The sequence below is a fragment of the Allotamlana fucoidanivorans genome, assembly GCF_006265225.1.
Classification (GTDB): Bacteria; Bacteroidota; Bacteroidia; order Flavobacteriales; family Flavobacteriaceae; genus Allotamlana; species Allotamlana fucoidanivorans.
In genome coordinates this window covers 115943-132378 of sequence record NZ_VDCS01000013.1, presented here as the reverse complement: position 1 = coordinate 132378, position 16436 = coordinate 115943, and the positions used below count along the sequence as shown (strand labels likewise).

General features: G+C 33.5%; 11 protein-coding genes. 7 read left to right on the top strand and 4 right to left on the bottom strand.

Annotated elements, in window-relative coordinates:
- Positions 1-146: 146 nt before the first annotated feature.
- A complete protein-coding gene (locus FGF67_RS14015; protein ID WP_233244090.1) occupies positions 147-2099 on the bottom strand; it encodes a putative porin in 1953 nt (650 codons plus the stop codon).
- Between the two features lie 400 nt (positions 2100-2499).
- Between FGF67_RS14015 and FGF67_RS14010 the strand changes: the two genes are divergently transcribed.
- The 3 genes from FGF67_RS14010 to FGF67_RS14000 all read left to right on the top strand — a co-directional run bounded on the left by FGF67_RS14010 (position 2500) and on the right by FGF67_RS14000 (position 6820).
- Complete coding sequence (locus FGF67_RS14010; protein WP_139698386.1) at positions 2500-3099, top strand: ribonuclease HII; 600 nt, start codon at positions 2500-2502, stop codon at positions 3097-3099.
- 50 nt (positions 3100-3149) lie between these two features.
- Complete coding sequence (locus tag FGF67_RS14005; RefSeq protein WP_139698385.1) at positions 3150-5579, top strand: ribonuclease HII; 2430 nt, start codon at positions 3150-3152, stop codon at positions 5577-5579.
- 191 nt (positions 5580-5770) lie between these two features.
- Positions 5771-6820, top strand: coding sequence for a nucleoid-associated protein (locus FGF67_RS14000; RefSeq protein WP_139698384.1), 1050 nt, complete (start codon positions 5771-5773; stop codon positions 6818-6820).
- 53 nt (positions 6821-6873) lie between these two features.
- Here the strand turns inward: FGF67_RS14000 and FGF67_RS13995 are convergent, their stop codons facing one another.
- On the bottom strand, positions 6874-8166 hold the full coding sequence (locus FGF67_RS13995; protein WP_139698383.1) for a T9SS type A sorting domain-containing protein: 1293 nt from the start codon (positions 8164-8166) through the stop codon (positions 6874-6876).
- A gap of 186 nt (positions 8167-8352) precedes the next feature.
- Between FGF67_RS13995 and ppk2 the strand changes: the two genes are divergently transcribed.
- Both ppk2 and FGF67_RS13985 read left to right on the top strand, forming a co-directional pair.
- Positions 8353-9135 (top strand): polyphosphate kinase 2, encoded by a 783-nt coding sequence (gene ppk2, locus FGF67_RS13990; RefSeq protein WP_139698382.1) that lies wholly within the window; start codon positions 8353-8355, stop codon positions 9133-9135.
- A 58-nt stretch (positions 9136-9193) separates the two neighbouring features.
- Positions 9194-10147: a bile acid:sodium symporter family protein gene (locus FGF67_RS13985; protein WP_199240691.1), complete on the top strand. Its 954-nt coding sequence runs from the start codon at positions 9194-9196 to the stop codon at positions 10145-10147.
- 17 nt (positions 10148-10164) lie between these two features.
- Here FGF67_RS13985 and lipB read toward each other — a convergent pair whose 3' ends face one another.
- A complete protein-coding gene (lipB, locus tag FGF67_RS13980; RefSeq protein ID WP_139698380.1) occupies positions 10165-10869 on the bottom strand; it encodes a lipoyl(octanoyl) transferase LipB in 705 nt (234 codons plus the stop codon).
- 29 nt (positions 10870-10898) lie between these two features.
- The gene (locus tag FGF67_RS13975; RefSeq protein ID WP_139698379.1) at positions 10899-11057 is read right to left on the bottom strand and encodes a YqaE/Pmp3 family membrane protein; all 159 of its coding nucleotides are present in this window, start codon (positions 11055-11057) and stop codon (positions 10899-10901) included.
- A gap of 244 nt (positions 11058-11301) precedes the next feature.
- On the opposite strand from FGF67_RS13975, the gene lysS reads away from it, so the two are divergent.
- A complete protein-coding gene (gene lysS / locus FGF67_RS13970; protein ID WP_139698378.1) occupies positions 11302-12996 on the top strand; it encodes a lysine--tRNA ligase in 1695 nt (564 codons plus the stop codon).
- Between the two features lie 799 nt (positions 12997-13795).
- Complete coding sequence (locus tag FGF67_RS13965; RefSeq protein ID WP_139698377.1) at positions 13796-16267, top strand: TonB-dependent receptor plug domain-containing protein; 2472 nt, start codon at positions 13796-13798, stop codon at positions 16265-16267.
- Positions 16268-16436: the final 169 nt, after the last annotated feature.

Below are 16436 nucleotides of genomic sequence, written 5' to 3'. Positions count from 1 at the left end.
AAATTACATATAAATCATATTAAAGGAACAACAAATTCATCCTTATTCTATACTATATTATACAGAGAAGTAGGATTCATTTTTTAGAAAGTAAGAAATACAACTATTAAAACAACTTGAATAAATAAACTGACTTAGTTGCTTTGCTAATGGAAAAAATTCCAGACCAAACCAAAGCGTACAATAAAGTCTCTATAAGGATAGGTTGGCGCCGAATAATAATTATAACCCGTAACCGATGAATTAAAATGCTCTGCCTTGAAGTAAATTCTAGTTCTTCTTATTTGAGCATTTAAAAAGAAATCTAATCTAGGAAACCCGCCAAACTTTCTTTCCTTCTGAACATAAAACTCAGCCATAATTGGATTATAGGCATTCATAAAAAACTCAGTAAAGTAATTAAAAGTAAATCCTGTTTGCAGATACAGGGCTTTTTTAAAGACATGACTCGAGAAATACAACGTGTTTCTGGTATTGAATTCGGGCACATTTAAAACCGAATCTTTATCGGTTACGTTTTGATACTCTATCGTATTATTGAGCGCAAACTTACCTACTTTAAACTCCTTATCTAATCTTACTCTTAAATAATTGATTGTATTTGTACTTTGAAAAGGTGCTACTTGCCCCGTTGATTCACTTTTCATGAAATACACATAATTATCAATGGTAGAAAAATCTACTGAAATATCGGCTATTTTCTTTGATGCTAGTTTAAATCCCAATTGTTGCGTTTCAATATTCTTAAACCTATTTTGCCAGTTATAGCTTAAATAGTTACTTTGATATAATTGGGCATTATAATTAGGTGCTTTTGAGCTATGATTAATTGATGCTTCTACTTCAAAAATAGTTTTAAGCTTAAAGCCTGCTGTTCCTTTTATGTAGTTTCCTTTAAAATCACCCGATAGATTCAAACCGCCTTCACCTGTAACGGCCACGCCACCATGTTGTTTATGATACTTTCCGCCAATGGCGACAACATCACCTATTAATCGATTGGTAATAAGTTGCCCATTAAGACTTACTAAACGGTTATACCCATAATTATAGCTGTTGTTATTAATATTAAAATGCAAATCGCCAATCACATTATTGCTATAATTCAGATTAGCCTCATTGTACATATTCTTTAAAACAACCTTATCTGTTAAATCCCTTGTTTTAAAAGCATCTCCAAACATGGCTGTTTGGGCACTCTGCTGGTCATATTGAAAATACTTGGTTTTATAGGTAAAGACATGTCCTAATGACAATCTGTTTTTTGATACAGAATCGTTAGGCTTTACAATATTAAAGCTATGATCTAAATGATACCTTTTCCCAAGCAATATACTTTCGGCATCTTCAAAATTAACTTCCAGAATAGAACGATCAAAGAACTCTTCATCACCGCTTTCAAAGTTCTCAACACTATCTTCTGTAAGTCCGCCATTTTCCTGATTCATTAAATCTTGAGTCACGATATGCCCTCTAGCATTATAGCGTCTATTTTTACTTTGATAATTTCCAGTCACCCTAAAGTTTCCTGTACTTGTTAAAATATGCTGATACTTACCAAGCGATCTTAGTCCTTTATAAGCTATTGAAAAATTAAATTGCGGACTTAAATTAGCTGAAAAAAAGGCGTCTAACAGTTGCCCTTGCTCAAAAGCACTTCTGTAAAAAAGTTCTGTATATGGCGTAGGCATTCTGTAATAGTTAATATCTTCAACCTCCATATAATTAAAATGCCTTGCTCGTGCTCCTATTTTGGGCATTAAACTGGTGTTTTCAAAATTATAGGTAAGTTGGTTGTAGGTTTGTCCTAAATTGGCAAAAGGAATGAGTCCGAAATTATCCCTTCGCAAATAATTCATTTTATAATCCTTTTGAATGGTTAACGTAGTATCAACAAAGGTGGTGTCATTCTTAAAGGAAATAATCTGATAATCTTGTATGTTTGCTAAAGGCTTACCTTTATCTTTTGAAGGTTTCTGCTTAGGTGGGTTACCAGGAAGCAATAACGAGTCTGATGGCGCCACAGTATTTTGTTCTTGAGTATTCTGTGTTGCAGGTTCATTCTGCGCCTCTACCATTACTGTATACAATAAAAACATACTCAATAAAAAAACAAATTTTATGCTTATACTTCTTGATTTTAGGCAAAATGGTATTTTAAGTCTCATATATTAAGTCTACTCAAATAGAAAATCAATCTTTCTATCCTCAATCATTTTTTTCGAAACAAAAGTAATTATTTGAACGAAAACAACGATTAATTATTTTAAATAAAGAAATCTATAAAAACACCAGCCATCTTTTCCATTGAGACTTTTCTGTTTGATTAAATAGACTTTACTTTATTATAAAGTTAGTCTTTAAACCAAACGGTAAGTGGTTAATTTTTGCAATCGGTTACTTTTAATCCATTTAACGTTCTATTTGGCTTTCAACTTTATTGCTCAACAAGGCATTTCCTGAATTTAAAAATTAGAATATTATCAATATTTTAGCCCTATGCTTTTACAAAATCATTCAGGATATATTTTAGAATGCGGCACCGATGAAGCTGGGCGTGGTTGTTTAGCGGGTCCTGTTACAGCCGCTGCGGTTATACTTCCCCCAAAATTTAATAATGCTGTACTTAATGACTCTAAGCAAATAAGCGAAACAAAACGTTTTACATTAAAACCGATTATAGAAAAAGAAGCCGTATGTTTTGGAGTAGCACATGTGTTTCAAAATGAAATTGACACCATCAATATTTTAAATGCTTCTATTTTAGCGATGCACAAATCTATAGAACAATTAGAAAAAGTTCCTGAATATATTATTGTTGATGGTAATAGATTTAAACCTTTTAATGCTATTCCGTTTGAAACGATTATTAAAGGTGATGGTAAATATTTAAGTATTGCGGCCGCCTCTGTTTTAGCAAAAACCTATCGGGACTTATACATGGATAAAATTCATGAGGAATTCCCTATGTACAACTGGAAAAAAAACAAAGGATATCCTACAAAAGAACACAGAGAGGCTATTAAAACTTACGGAATTACCAAATACCACCGAAAATCTTTTAGATTATTACCCGAACAATTAAAGTTACCGCTATAAGTTTTTTATGCGTTGAAAAAATATTAGGTTTGTAAAAATTGATTCAATCCATGAGACTTTTTTATTTCCCTCTCCTACTTGTTTTATTCCTAGGATGCACTAACTTAGAAACAAAACGTTCTACACTCCTTGATTTTGTTCCTGAGCAGGCTGAAATTATAATAAAAACATCAAATATTGAAGCTCTTAAGGGAAGTATTCACAACAGTGATTTTCTTCAAAACATATCAAAAACAAAGACCTACAATGCTCTTCAACAAAAAATTGAAAATCTATCGTTTTTAAACCCAGAAGGTGATGTTCTTATTTGCCTTTCAAAACAAAAAAATGATAGTATTGATTTTGCTATTATAACACGATTTACCAAAAATCTTTTAAAAACAGATTCTCTACCAGACTATAAAGAAGAATCTGTTACTATAAAAAACACACCCATTACCAAATTAATGGTAAAAGACCAAATGTTTTATAGTGCTGTGATTGACAGTGTCTTTTTTGTATCAACTTCAAAAGAAACCGTTTTAAATAACTTTTCATCAACAAAAAGAGATTTAGATTTTATAAAAGTTTACCATGCTACGGGTGAAAATAGTACGTGCTCGGTCATACTAAAACCAAATCAACAATTCTTAGAATCCGTTTTTATTGAAGATTCTTTAAACCTAAATACGTTTACCAAATACATGGCTTTTGATGCCGAGCTTTCTCAAGATCAGATTTATTTTAATGGGATAACACAAGCCAATGACTCAACGCACATAATAAACATCTTTAGAAATACTGTACCTCAAGAGAATCAAATTCAACATATAACCCCATCAAACAGTGATGGTTTTGTTAGTTTCACTTTTGACAACTTTAAAACCTTAGAGCAAAATTTGGCAACATTCAACTCTAAAGACAGTATTACAACAGCTACAGCTTTATTTAATGATATTACAGAAGTTGGTGTTATTTATGAAGACAACAACCAAGCTATTGTTTTAAATTCTACAGATGTTATTGCCACGCAAGATGCTTTACTGGCAGAGCAAAATAAAATAGATACCTATAGAGAAATTGATTTTTTTGAATTTGACAACTCCAATTTGTTTTCAGAAACGTTTGCACCATTAATCAATTTCAATGCTATAAATATGTATTGTCAAATAGATCATTTTTTTGTTTTTACCAACCGCAAAGACCTGCTTCAAAACATTATTGCAAACTTCCAAAACAAAACAACCCTAGCAGAAACGCAGCATTTTAAAACAGCCAAAGCGAAATTGAGTGACGCCGCCTCTTTTCTTCAAGTAGTAAACACATCAACCCTTCAAAATATCTTAAATAAAAATATTGACGAAAAGCAGCATATTTCATTAAAGGGCTATAATGCTTCTGCCATTCAATTTATATATGACCATAGTTTTGCTCATGTAAATGGTGTTATTGGCAAGAACAAATCAAGAGCGTTAGTCAACTCAGTGACCGAGCAGCTCAATATTAAACTGGATACCGATGTTCTGAATACACCACAATTTGTAAAAAACCATATTACAATGCAAAAAGAGATTGTGGTTCAAGATGTTAACAACCAATTATATTTAATTTCTAATGAAGGAAAAATCCTTTGGAAGAAAAAACTAAGAGGCCCCGTTCTTGGTAATATAGAACAAATTGACATGTATAAAAACGGTCGACTTCAATTGGCTTTTGCCACACCAAACCGTATTTATGTTTTAGATAGAAATGGAAAAGATGTTAGTCCGTTTCCTTTAAAATTCAATGATGCCATTACCCAACCACTCTCGGTATTTGATTATGATAAGAAAAAAAAATACCGTCTTTTAGTAACACAGGGCAAACATGTATTAATGTATGATGTAAAAGGAAAAGTTGTAAAAGGGTTTACCTTTAAATCTGCCGACAACACTATACTCTCTCAACCGCAACATTTTAGAATAGGCAGTAAGGATTATATTGCTTTCAAAACTAAAAACAACTTATACATTTTAAACCGCGTTGGTAAAACACGTGTAAAACCAAAACAATCCCATACCTATTCAGACCAACCTATTTTTCTATATAACAATACTTTTACTACCACAGACTCTAATGGAGATATTATTGCTGTTGATACGAAAGGTAATGTTTCTAAACGTAGTTTAAATCTTTCTGACAATCATAGTTTAACTACTACAAGTAAAACATTGGTTACTCAAAGTGAAAACAAACTCACCATAAAAAACAAAACAACCGATTTAGATTTTGGTGGCTATTCAACACCAAAAATATTTTACATCAATGATAAAATTTATGTAACCACTACAGATTTGCAAGCTCACAAAGTATATCTTTTTGATAGTCAATCTAAAATCATTGCTAACTTTCCCGTTTATGGTAATAGTATTATCGATTTAGATAACATTGATAGAGACATAAATTTAGAGTTTGTAACCAAAGGAGAAAGCAACTCTATCATTCTTTATCAAATTAATTAGTATCATTATGTAATATACGTTATATTTACCCGTAATTAGCTATTAATCAACACTCTCTATTTTAAAAATCTTTTTTAAGTATAAACAATTAAGTCCTCAAATCTAGGAGCGTCAAAGCCTTGTGTTTTGGCGCTCTCTTTTACTCTAATTTCAAGTTAATTTAATACTATTGCATTCTATATTATACACACATGATTTCTAGAAAAAACGCCTCCATTTCAAAATTCATCATTCATAAAGTTGGAAATAAGTTTAACGACACAAAAAATGCATTTTCAGATCAGGTTGTAGATTTTGATGAACCTAGTTATGATTTAATGCTTCCTTTTTTATTACGGCCTTTTGGCACCGTGGTTCAAAGCTACAGGTTTAACCACCATGCCAATATTTCATTAAACGAAATTAATAGCTATAGCGCACAAATCTTTAATGATGAGGAGGCTTTTATTGAAACATCAAAACACATTGTAACCCATTTATATGAACAATCAAGCTCTGCTAATATTAAAACTGGCGATGTTTTAGTGGTACTTTTTGAGGGTATTGAATTTAGAGACATTACTACAAATGCCTTGGGCATCTTCAAAATTGAAAACAAAGTAAACTTTTTTCAAACCTATTTAGAAAACAACAGTTATGACGTGTTGGTTCAGAAAGGCATCAGTTCAAAAAAAGTTGATAAGGGTTGCTTAATTTTAAATCAAAGTGATGCAGAAGGTAACATTATTTTAAGTGTAGACAATAATAACTATGATGCCCAATATTGGATTAATCATTTTTTAAATATTAAATATGCGGATGATGCCAACAACCATACCCAGCAGTATATTTCATTTTGTAAAGATTTTTCTTCTGAAATTATAAAAACAAGTTATGGGGCTCAAGAACAAAATACATTTCTGGCTAAGACTATTGACTTTTTTAAAGAAAATGAGGTTATGAACATTGAGCGCTTTAAGGATGAATTATTTGAAGAAGATAAGCATAAAAAAGAGTTCGACGACTTTAAAAAGGAATTTGAGAGCGAACAAAATTTAGTGTTACGCAATCAATTTGACGTTGCTGAAGCTGTTGTAAACAAAGAAAAACGCAAAATTAAAACCGATATTAAATTAGACACCAATATTCAAATTAAGTTAGACATTGATGCTCCCGATGCCTCGGAAGAATATCTTGAGCGCGGCTATGACGAAGAAAAAAAGATGCATTACTACAAAGTGTTTTTCAATAGCGAAAATTAACCGATAATAAAGACGCTCAATTTAGGTAAGCGTCTTTATTATTTGCTAAATATTTATTTCTTAACAACTTTTTTATGGCTCCATAAACCAGAATCACTTTCTACTTTTAACACATATATACCCGAGCTCAATGAGGCTGTAGATATAGTATCTAAACGTTTATTTATCTTTTCTTTCACCAGAACTTTACCGCCACTCAAGGTATACATATGCGCTGCTTTCAATAGAACATCAGCTTTTAGTTCTATATAATCATCAAAAGGATTTGGATTAACTTGTAAATTACTTGTAAACCATTCATCAACTGAGGCCGTACTTTCAGGCTTATAAGCTCGAATCCAATCGACTCTTAGGGTGTGATTATTAGTATTAGATAATTCCGTGTCCGTTGGAGTAACCTCATTATTTGATCTCCAATCCTGATCTTCTACGCTAAAAAGAATATCCATAGCCTTGCTTAACCCTGTTCGGGTATCATTATTACTATCACCAGGATTAACAGTATTTGTAAAGTATAACGGATCAATTTCATCCATACCTTCTCTATAGGTTACTAAATTGCCATCAATGTAATAATACAAATGGGTTGGATCCTTCCAATACACTCCGTATCTGTGAAAATCATCCTTCCAGTTAATCATGCCTGAACCATCATCTCGAGTAATCCAGGTGGGCTGAATTACATCTACAGGATTACTACCTACATCATTATACTCACTTGGTTGCCAATCTTGAAAAGGGTCTCTCACAAACACATGATGACTCATATGCATTCGTTGTGCATACCAAGTTTGATCTTGACTACCAGAGGGGCAATTTCCGCATAATGTGGCTCCATAACCTTCCATAAAATCAATTTCTTGCGTATCATCGGGACTTAACATCCAACCGCCATTAGCCAAAACCGAATTCATAATTTTTGCTCTAATTTCAATATAAACAGGATAAACTACAGTGTTTCTAGAATGAATGACTCCTGCATTTACTCTATTTGTTTGATATCTCGAGGCAATCAATTTTAACTCTCCGCCTTCTACCAAAGAATGATTTCTTGCCCAAGTAGTCAGGCCTGGCCCAGACCAGCCATTATGATACCAATCATCCCATTTTAATAAGAATGTACTTCCTTTATCTGAGGCTGGTGCAGAATAATTAAAATCGTCTGACACATTATCTTGTAAAACCCAGGCTTTACCTACTCCTGGATCGGCAGGAACTGGAATTCCAGACCAATCTTGCGAAAAAGTAATGGTAATTGAAAAAATAGCTAAAATAGTGTATATCTTAATCACGGTTAAATAGTTTAGTTGTGCCTCTAAATTAACAGTTTCCAAAACAGTCTTCATATTAAAAACTCCAATGTCAAGTTTTTTATAAGTTCCTAAAATCAAACTTGACTAGCTTAATAGCCTGACTAAATAAATATCAATAATGTGTCTATGTAACTATAAGTGAAATACCTTTTTAGAATTAGACTGTAACTCTATTATCAATTTTATATATTTATACAGTAAGCAACCAAAATCTAAAGAATGAGTAAAGGAATATCAAATAAAGACTATGATACCGCATTGAAAGAACTCCATGTAGAACTTGTACACCTTCAGCAATGGGTAAAAAAACAAGGGCTAAAAGTAGTTATCCTTTTTGAAGGACGCGATGCGTCTGGTAAAGGTGGCACTATAAAACGCTTTACTGAACCTTTAAATCCAAGAATTTGTAAAGTAGTTGCTTTGGGTGTTCCAACAGAAAGAGAAAAAACACAATGGTATTTTCAACGTTATGTTCAATACCTCCCTGCCGCAGGAGAAATTGTACTTTTTGATAGAAGTTGGTACAACAGAGCTGGTGTTGAAAAAGTAATGGGATTTTGTACCGAAGATGAATATGATGAGTTCTTAAGATCCTGTCCAGAATTTGAACGTATGCTAGTAAGATCGGGTATTATTGTTCTAAAATATTGGTTTTCGGTAAGTGATGAAGAACAAGAAAGACGGTTTAAAAACCGTATAAACAATCCTTTAAAACGCTGGAAATTTAGCCCCATGGATTTAGAGTCGCGCTCTAGGTGGTTAGAATACTCAAAAGCAAAGGACAATATGTTTGCTCATACAGACACAAAACAGGTGCCTTGGTATGTGGTAAATTCAGACAACAAGAAAAAAGCACGGTTAAATTGCATTAGCCATGTTTTAAGTCAAATTCCCTATGAGAAAATTGACATCAAACCTATAGAATTACCCGAATTACCAGATTATGAAGGTTATGTGCGCCCTCCTATGAATTACCAAACATTTGTACCTGAAAAGTTTTAATGAAACTGTTAGCTAATAATTTGATTGTTAGTATTATTACTAAAAAGGGTATATACAAATGAAAATTGATCGGTTTGTTCTAGCCATAATTGGCACTATCATACTTTCGTATTTTTTTCCTCAATGGGGAAGTACTTCTAGTAGCGTTCCTTTAGATACTATAGGTTCTATTGGGGTATCTCTTATTTTCTTTTTTTACGGCCTTAAACTGAGTCCGAATAAAATAAAGGACGGACTTAAAAACTGGAAATTGCATGTATTAGTGCAAACCGCTACATTTTTACTTTTCCCATTGCTGGTTCTTCTTTTTAAACCCTTTATAATGTCAGAAGAAGGGATTAATTTATGGTTAGCCTTTTTGTTTTTAGCCGCCTTACCCTCAACGGTTTCTTCGTCTGTTGTAATGGTATCTATTGCTAAAGGGAATATTCCTGCAGCTATATTTAATGCCAGTATTTCTGGCTTAATTGGTATTGCTATTACCCCTTTATGGCTAGATCTTTTTATTCCGCAATCATCAGGTGATTTTAATTTAGGTGAGATTTACATTAAACTTATTATTGAAATCCTTCTTCCTGTGATTTTAGGCATGGCTTTACAACGATTTGGTCAAAAACTCGCCAATACCTACCACAGGCAACTAACGCTCTTTGACAAATCGGTAATTCTTTTAATTATTTACAAAAGCTTTTCAAGGTCTTTTGAAGATCGTATTTTTGAGGATATTAGCATTGCTGACCTTCTACTGATTGGCCTTTTTATTCTATTACTCTTTTTTGCTGTGTATCATATTATAGGATATGCATCAAAAGCTTTGAGTTTTAGCATTGAAGATAGGATCACTGCCCAATTTTGTGGTACCAAAAAATCATTAGTGCACGGCACCGTTTTTTCAGCCATTTTATTTCCTCCTACATTTCCTATTGGATTAATTCTACTACCTATCATGTTGTACCATGCTATGCAGATTTTAATTATTAGCGTTTTGGCTTCAAAATTAGGACAAAGATAAAAGCGCTGTATTTATTATTACGATTTTACAAACTCAGCATTAAACAGGTTAGTAAAATGCTTTAGAAGTTTACCTTTAACATCTGCCTCATTAACAGTAGCTTTTCCTAACTCTACATGTAATGACGTTACGGCTTTACCTCGAATTCCGCACGGAATGATATGATCAAAATAACCCAAATCTGCATTAACATTGAGCGCAAAACCATGCATGGTTACCCATCGGCTGGCGCGCACCCCCATTGCACAAATCTTTCTAGCAAATGGTGTTCCTACATCTAGCCAAACGCCTGTTTCACCAGGACTACGTTCTGCCTTTAAACCGTACTCGGCCAGTGTTAGAATAATCATTTCCTCTAAAAACCGAAGGTATTTATGAATATCAGTAAAAAAATTTTCAAGATCTAAAATAGGATAGCCTACAATTTGTCCAGGGCCATGATAGGTGATATCTCCTCCTCTATTTATTTTATAAAAGGTAGCGCCTTTTTCAGTTAATTGCCTCTCATTGAGCAATAAATTTGACAAATCACCACTTTTACCTAAAGTATAAACATGAGGATGCTCAACAAATAAAAAATAATTGGAGGTATTATCATCTGTGTCATCTCTCCTATTTTTAATCTTAGCATCAACAATACCTTTAAACAATTGCTCTTGGTAATCCCAGGTCTCTTGGTAATCTTTATGTCCTAAATCTTGCAGTTCTATTTGCTTATTCATAGGCTGCAAAAATACAATATTTATCGATTTTAATTATTCGGATTATTAAGGATAATCAAAGCCGCTATAACACCAGGCACCCAACCACAAAGCCACAATAAAAAAACAATAAAGATAGAGCCGCACCCCTTGCCAATTACCGCTAATGGCGGACATATTATAGCTAGTAAAACTCTCCAAAAACTCATGATATGATTCTTTTTAATTGATGATTACGTATTGGACGCTAAAGTTTAAGCTTTGTTACAAATTGCGTTAGGGATAGCAGTGAAAATCCGCTTTGTGAGGCACGATTAAAGCGATTGAAACGCATAGCCCGACCCTTGTGGTAACGCCCAAAAATGAGTAAAAAAAATCGTAATTCATTGATAGAAAAAAGGGAATCAAATGTTTATCTTTGTGCCTTTAAAATTTCATACCACACAAAGAGTTATGTCACAATTATCTGAGCAAGAGCTTGTAAGAAGAGAAAAATTAGGAAAATTACGTGCGTTGGGCATTAATCCATATCCAGCTGACTTATACCCTGTAAACCACACCTCAAAGCAGGTAAAAACGCTATTTGAAGAAGGCAAACAGGTAACTATTGCTGGGCGTTTAATGATGATTAAGGTACAAGGCAAAGCGAGTTTTGCTCAATTGCAAGATGCCGAAGGCAAAATTCAGGTATACTTTAACCGTGACGAAATGTGTCCTGACGAAGACAAAACCTTATATAATGACGTTTTTAAAAAACTCATTGACTTTGGAGACTTTGTTGGCATTGAAGGTGAATTATTCACTACCAAGGTGGGTGAAAAAACCGTAAAAGTTAAAAACTTCAAACTGTTAAGCAAGGCGCTAAAACCGTTACCCTTGCCAAAAGAAAAAGATGGAGTGGTTTATGATGCCTTTACCGACCCTGAGCAACGTTACAGACAACGTTATGCTGATTTGGTTGTAAACCCACAAGTAAAGGAAGTATTTGTAAAGCGTACAAAACTCTTTAATGCCATGCGTCAGTTTTTCAATGAGGCTGGATACTTTGAAGTTGAAACACCTGTTTTACAGCCTATCCCAGGAGGTGCTGCTGCCCGTCCGTTTATAACACATCACAACGCTTTAGATGTGCCGCTATACATGCGAATTGCTAACGAACTTTATTTAAAACGATTAATTGTTGGCGGTTTTGATGGTGTTTATGAGTTCTCAAAAAACTTTAGAAATGAAGGTATGGACAGAACGCATAACCCAGAATTTACAGCTATGGAAATTTATGTAGCTTACAAAGACTACAACTGGATGATGGATTTTTGTGAGCGCTTATTAGAGTACTGTGCTATGGCTGTAAATGGCTCTACTAAAGTGACCTTTGGCAAGCATGAGATAGACTTTAAAGCACCGTATGCCAGAGTTACCATGGCGGATTCTATAAAGCAATTTACTGGTTTTGATATTACTGGTAAAACGGAAGGTGAAATAAGACAAGCTGCCAAAGATTTAGGTATTGAAGTGGATGATACCATGGGTAAAGGTAAGTTGATTGATGAAATTTTTGGTGAAAAATGTGAAGGCAACTACATACAGCCTACTTACATTACAGACTATCCTAAAGAAATGAGTCCGCTTTGTAAAGAACATAGAGACAATCCTGAATTAACGGAGCGCTTTGAATTAATGGTTTGTGGTAAAGAAATAGCCAATGCCTATTCTGAGCTTAATGATCCTATTGATCAAAGAGAGCGTTTTGAGCACCAATTAAAACTGGCTGCAAAAGGCGATGACGAAGCAACAGAATTTATAGATCATGATTTTTTAAGAGCCTTAGAATACGGTATGCCGCCAACATCTGGAATGGGCATAGGGATGGACCGATTAATCATGTTTTTAACTAACAATCAATCTATTCAAGAGGTGTTGTTCTTCCCGCAAATGCGACCAGAGAAAAAGACAGTAGCATTAAGCGATAACGAAAAAGCGATTTTCGAAGTTTTAAAAGCAAAGAAAAGCCTTCCTTTAAATGTACTAAAATCGGAAAGCGGGTTAAGCAACAAAGCCTGGGATAAAGGCATTAAAGCACTAACTAAGCACAAGTTAGCTAATGTGATTAAAACGGATGAGGATTTAGTTGTAGAATTGATTTCTTAAAAACCACTCATACAAACAACTGTCTCACTGAGCGCAGTCGAAGTGTTTCCTCAGTGTCACATAAATAAATTAAAAGGATTTACTTTACGGTGAATCCTTTTTTTGTTTGCAGATGGTAAAAACTGTTGCCAATAACTAAGTACGGTAATAGAACAGGAAATGAAAGCGAGATAAAAAAATACAGAGGAACTTAATAAAATATGTTACCTAATAATGCTTGCCGTTGCACAAGTCCTTAATTTCATAAAAACCTGGTAAACACAAAAGCCAGTAAACTCCTTTACTGGCTTTTAAACAAACTAACAAACTAAACTTAATTTATAAACTTATAACTATAACCTTTTAAAGTATAAAAACTTTAAAACCTAATTACATGTTCTAAACAAATTACTCTGCAAATAGACCCAAATATTTCTGTTTAAAGAAGTAATTTAGAAATGTTTAACAGCCATTTTCATAAAATTAATCTTTCCTTAAGAGTTTAAATATCGCTTTGTTAAATTTTTAAGAATTGTTCTATTCACAAATGAACTAATCTTCTTTTAAAATTTCTTTTGGTGACTCAAGCTAGGCCATTTCACTAAACACAAACAACACTAAACTTAGCGTCGCGTTTTAGCTAAACAAACCATAACTATTACTTAAATAACACATTCTTTTAAACCTTTTACCATTTACCTAGTCCTAAAACCAATTTAAATAGTATCCATAGATAAAACATCGTTAATTATTACTTTTATTGGTTTACCTTATAATAAGTCTATATATTTATTAATTAGTATAACAACTTTTTTTTGGTATGACAAAAAATTTAATCCTTGGCTTACTCGCTTTTTTTCTACTTTCATTTTCGTTGCAAACACGTTTTAGAGAGCTTGTTTTTGAAAAACTTGACAACTATACCAATCAGTTTCCTGAAAAAATATACGTACAAACAGATAAGCCCTATTATGCTCTAGGTGATGATATATGGTTTACAGCTTATTTAGTTAACGGAGTTACGCATACAAGGTCATCAAAAAGTCGTGTTATATATGTTGAACTCATTAATGAACAGGATAGTATCGTATCAAAAAGACGCTTGTATACGAATGACGTAAGCGTGGCTGGCGATTTTAAAATTGATAAAGAATTAAAAGCCGGAAATTATCTACTTAGAGCCTATACAAGTTATATGAGAAATAACGGTTCTGCCGACTTTTTTCTGAAAGAATTACCTATTTGGAATATCAATAAAGAACAACAAGCAACAGCTTCACTTAGTACTCCTGTAGAATCCAATAAACCAAACGCAGGTTTAAAAACAAAACCTGAACTTAGTTTTTATCCTGAAGGCGGCAACTTAATTGAAGAATTGTTTTCAAAAATGGCCGTAAAAGTAAAGGATCCTAAAGGCAGAAATATTGCCATTACTGGAGAGATTAAAGACAGTAATCATAACACCGTGGCTAGCTTTACAACACATGATTACGGACTTGGATTAATCACCTATACCCCAGCACCCAATATATCCTATTACGCCAGCATATATATAGATAACCAAGAGGTAAAATACCCCTTACCACAGGCTCTACCACGTGGCTACCAATTAAGCGTTTCAAATTTTGGTCATCAAATTGTTATAAAAGTATCTTCTAGTTCAAATATGAGTCTTAAAAACACCTTTTTAGTAGGCCATCAACGAGGAGAATTGATTTATGAAAAACTAGAAACACAAGACAGTAAAATGTACACCGTAAAACTGAGCACCGAATTATTATCTGATGGTGTAACTAATTTTACCCTTTTTGATAGTAATAGTAAGCCTATTTGTGAACGATTAGTCTTTATTGACAATCCGAATAATGATATTGCTGTTAACCTAAAACTGAGTAAAGCCAATCCAAAAACCCGAGATAAAGTTAAACTAGCTATTAATTTAAAAAACAAGGACAGCTTACCTATTTTTGGCAATTTATCAATGTCTATTACTGATATAGATGCTATTGGGCAAAGCACAAAAAACGGAAACATAAAAACCTACCTATTATTAAATTCTGATTTAAGAGGAACCATTGAAAACCCAGGCTACTTTTTTGAAAAAGCAAACGATCCTAGAAGACGTTACACACTTGATTTAGTAATGCTATCTCATGGATGGAGACGTTTTAAATGGACCGATTTACTGTATTCAAATAACGCTTATAAAGACACATTTAGTCCTGAAAAAGGGATTTTTATTTCTGGTAGAACAAAAGAATTAAGAGGAAAAAAACAACAAATATCTGCTGCCACAAGGCTCACTTTTATGACCAAACCACCATATCAAGACAAGCAACAAGCTGATTCTACTGGCTTATTTAAATATGGGCCTTTTGTATTCTCTGATTCTGTACCTACCTTGATTGAAGCTAGAGTCAAAGATTTCAAGTCTGACGAAGACAGAAAAAATAGATTTGTTTCCATTATTCTTGAAGATGCGCTAAATAGCAGTCCTAGAGTTTCTAGAAATGATCTCTTCAAACCTTTTTTAAAAGACACTTCAAGAATTACTAATTTTATGCATCAAGCTAGGAAAATGGCAGCTTTAGATTCCATTTTCTTACGCGAAGCCACACGCCTTGATGAAGTGGTAATAACAGCAAGAAGACAAGATGAAAAAGAAAAAAGAAATCTTGAGTTAAACGAGCGCACCAATTATGGCTATCCGAGTAATAGAATAGACATGGCTGAAATGGAAAATCTGAGAAACCTTTCCATATTAGACTTACTTAACATGCTTCCTGGAGTAACGGCCTACAATGACTCTATCTCAATTAGAAGACAAGGCTCCCCAAAAATTGTGGTGGATGGTATTCCAGCCGAAATGGCTGATATTCTATATATGACAGGAAATGATGTTGATTTTATTGACGTGTTAAAAGGAGCCGATGCGGTTACATTTAGCAATGCCGGTAATGGTGTTATTGCCGTTTATACAAGAACGGGAAATTTTTCTCAAAACATCCATATTAAAAGAAAACCTGGTATTATTGATTTTACTGCTAAAGGCTTTTATAGTGCTAGAGAATTTTACGCCCCCGATCATATAAATGGCTTTGATGAGGCTACCAGACAAGATATTAGAACCACCCTTCATTGGGAGCCCAAAATAGTATTGAATACTAACCGCCCGCAAGGCAACATATCTTTTTTTACCAGCGATTTAAAAAGCAATTATGCCATAAGAATTGAAGGTCTTTCAGAAAATGGCCAACCCTTTTCGCATCTATCTTATCTGAAAGTTCATTAGTCTGTTTTTAAATAAACATTTAAAAACAGACTTACGGTGATTATAGTGGTTTTAATCACACAGGCCACCCTGCTTTTACGCTTCTTTTCATGACTATAAAATGTTAATAGCTCGTTAAATTAATAGATCTATTAAACCTTTTATTATTTGCCTAGTCTTAAAAGTAAAT

Bases quoted from the DNA above. Each gene is read 5' to 3' on its own strand.
- FGF67_RS14000 (WP_139698384.1), top strand. From the start codon at position 5,771: ATGATTTCTAGAAAAAACGCCTCCATTTCAAAATTCATCATTCATAAA.
- ppk2 (WP_139698382.1), top strand. From the start codon at position 8,353: ATGAGTAAAGGAATATCAAATAAAGACTATGATACCGCATTGAAAGAA.
- FGF67_RS14010 (WP_139698386.1), top strand. From the start codon at position 2,500: ATGCTTTTACAAAATCATTCAGGATATATTTTAGAATGCGGCACCGAT.
- lipB (WP_139698380.1), bottom strand. From the start codon at position 10,869: ATGAATAAGCAAATAGAACTGCAAGATTTAGGACATAAAGATTACCAA.
- FGF67_RS13985 (WP_199240691.1), top strand. From the start codon at position 9,194: ATGAAAATTGATCGGTTTGTTCTAGCCATAATTGGCACTATCATACTT.
- FGF67_RS13995 (WP_139698383.1), bottom strand. From the start codon at position 8,166: ATGAAGACTGTTTTGGAAACTGTTAATTTAGAGGCACAACTAAACTAT.
- lysS (WP_139698378.1), top strand. From the start codon at position 11,302: ATGTCACAATTATCTGAGCAAGAGCTTGTAAGAAGAGAAAAATTAGGA.
- FGF67_RS14015 (WP_233244090.1), bottom strand. From the start codon at position 2,099: ATGTTTTTATTGTATACAGTAATGGTAGAGGCGCAGAATGAACCTGCA.
- FGF67_RS13975 (WP_139698379.1), bottom strand. From the start codon at position 11,057: ATGAGTTTTTGGAGAGTTTTACTAGCTATAATATGTCCGCCATTAGCG.
- FGF67_RS13965 (WP_139698377.1), top strand. From the start codon at position 13,796: ATGACAAAAAATTTAATCCTTGGCTTACTCGCTTTTTTTCTACTTTCA.
- FGF67_RS14005 (WP_139698385.1), top strand. From the start codon at position 3,150: ATGAGACTTTTTTATTTCCCTCTCCTACTTGTTTTATTCCTAGGATGC.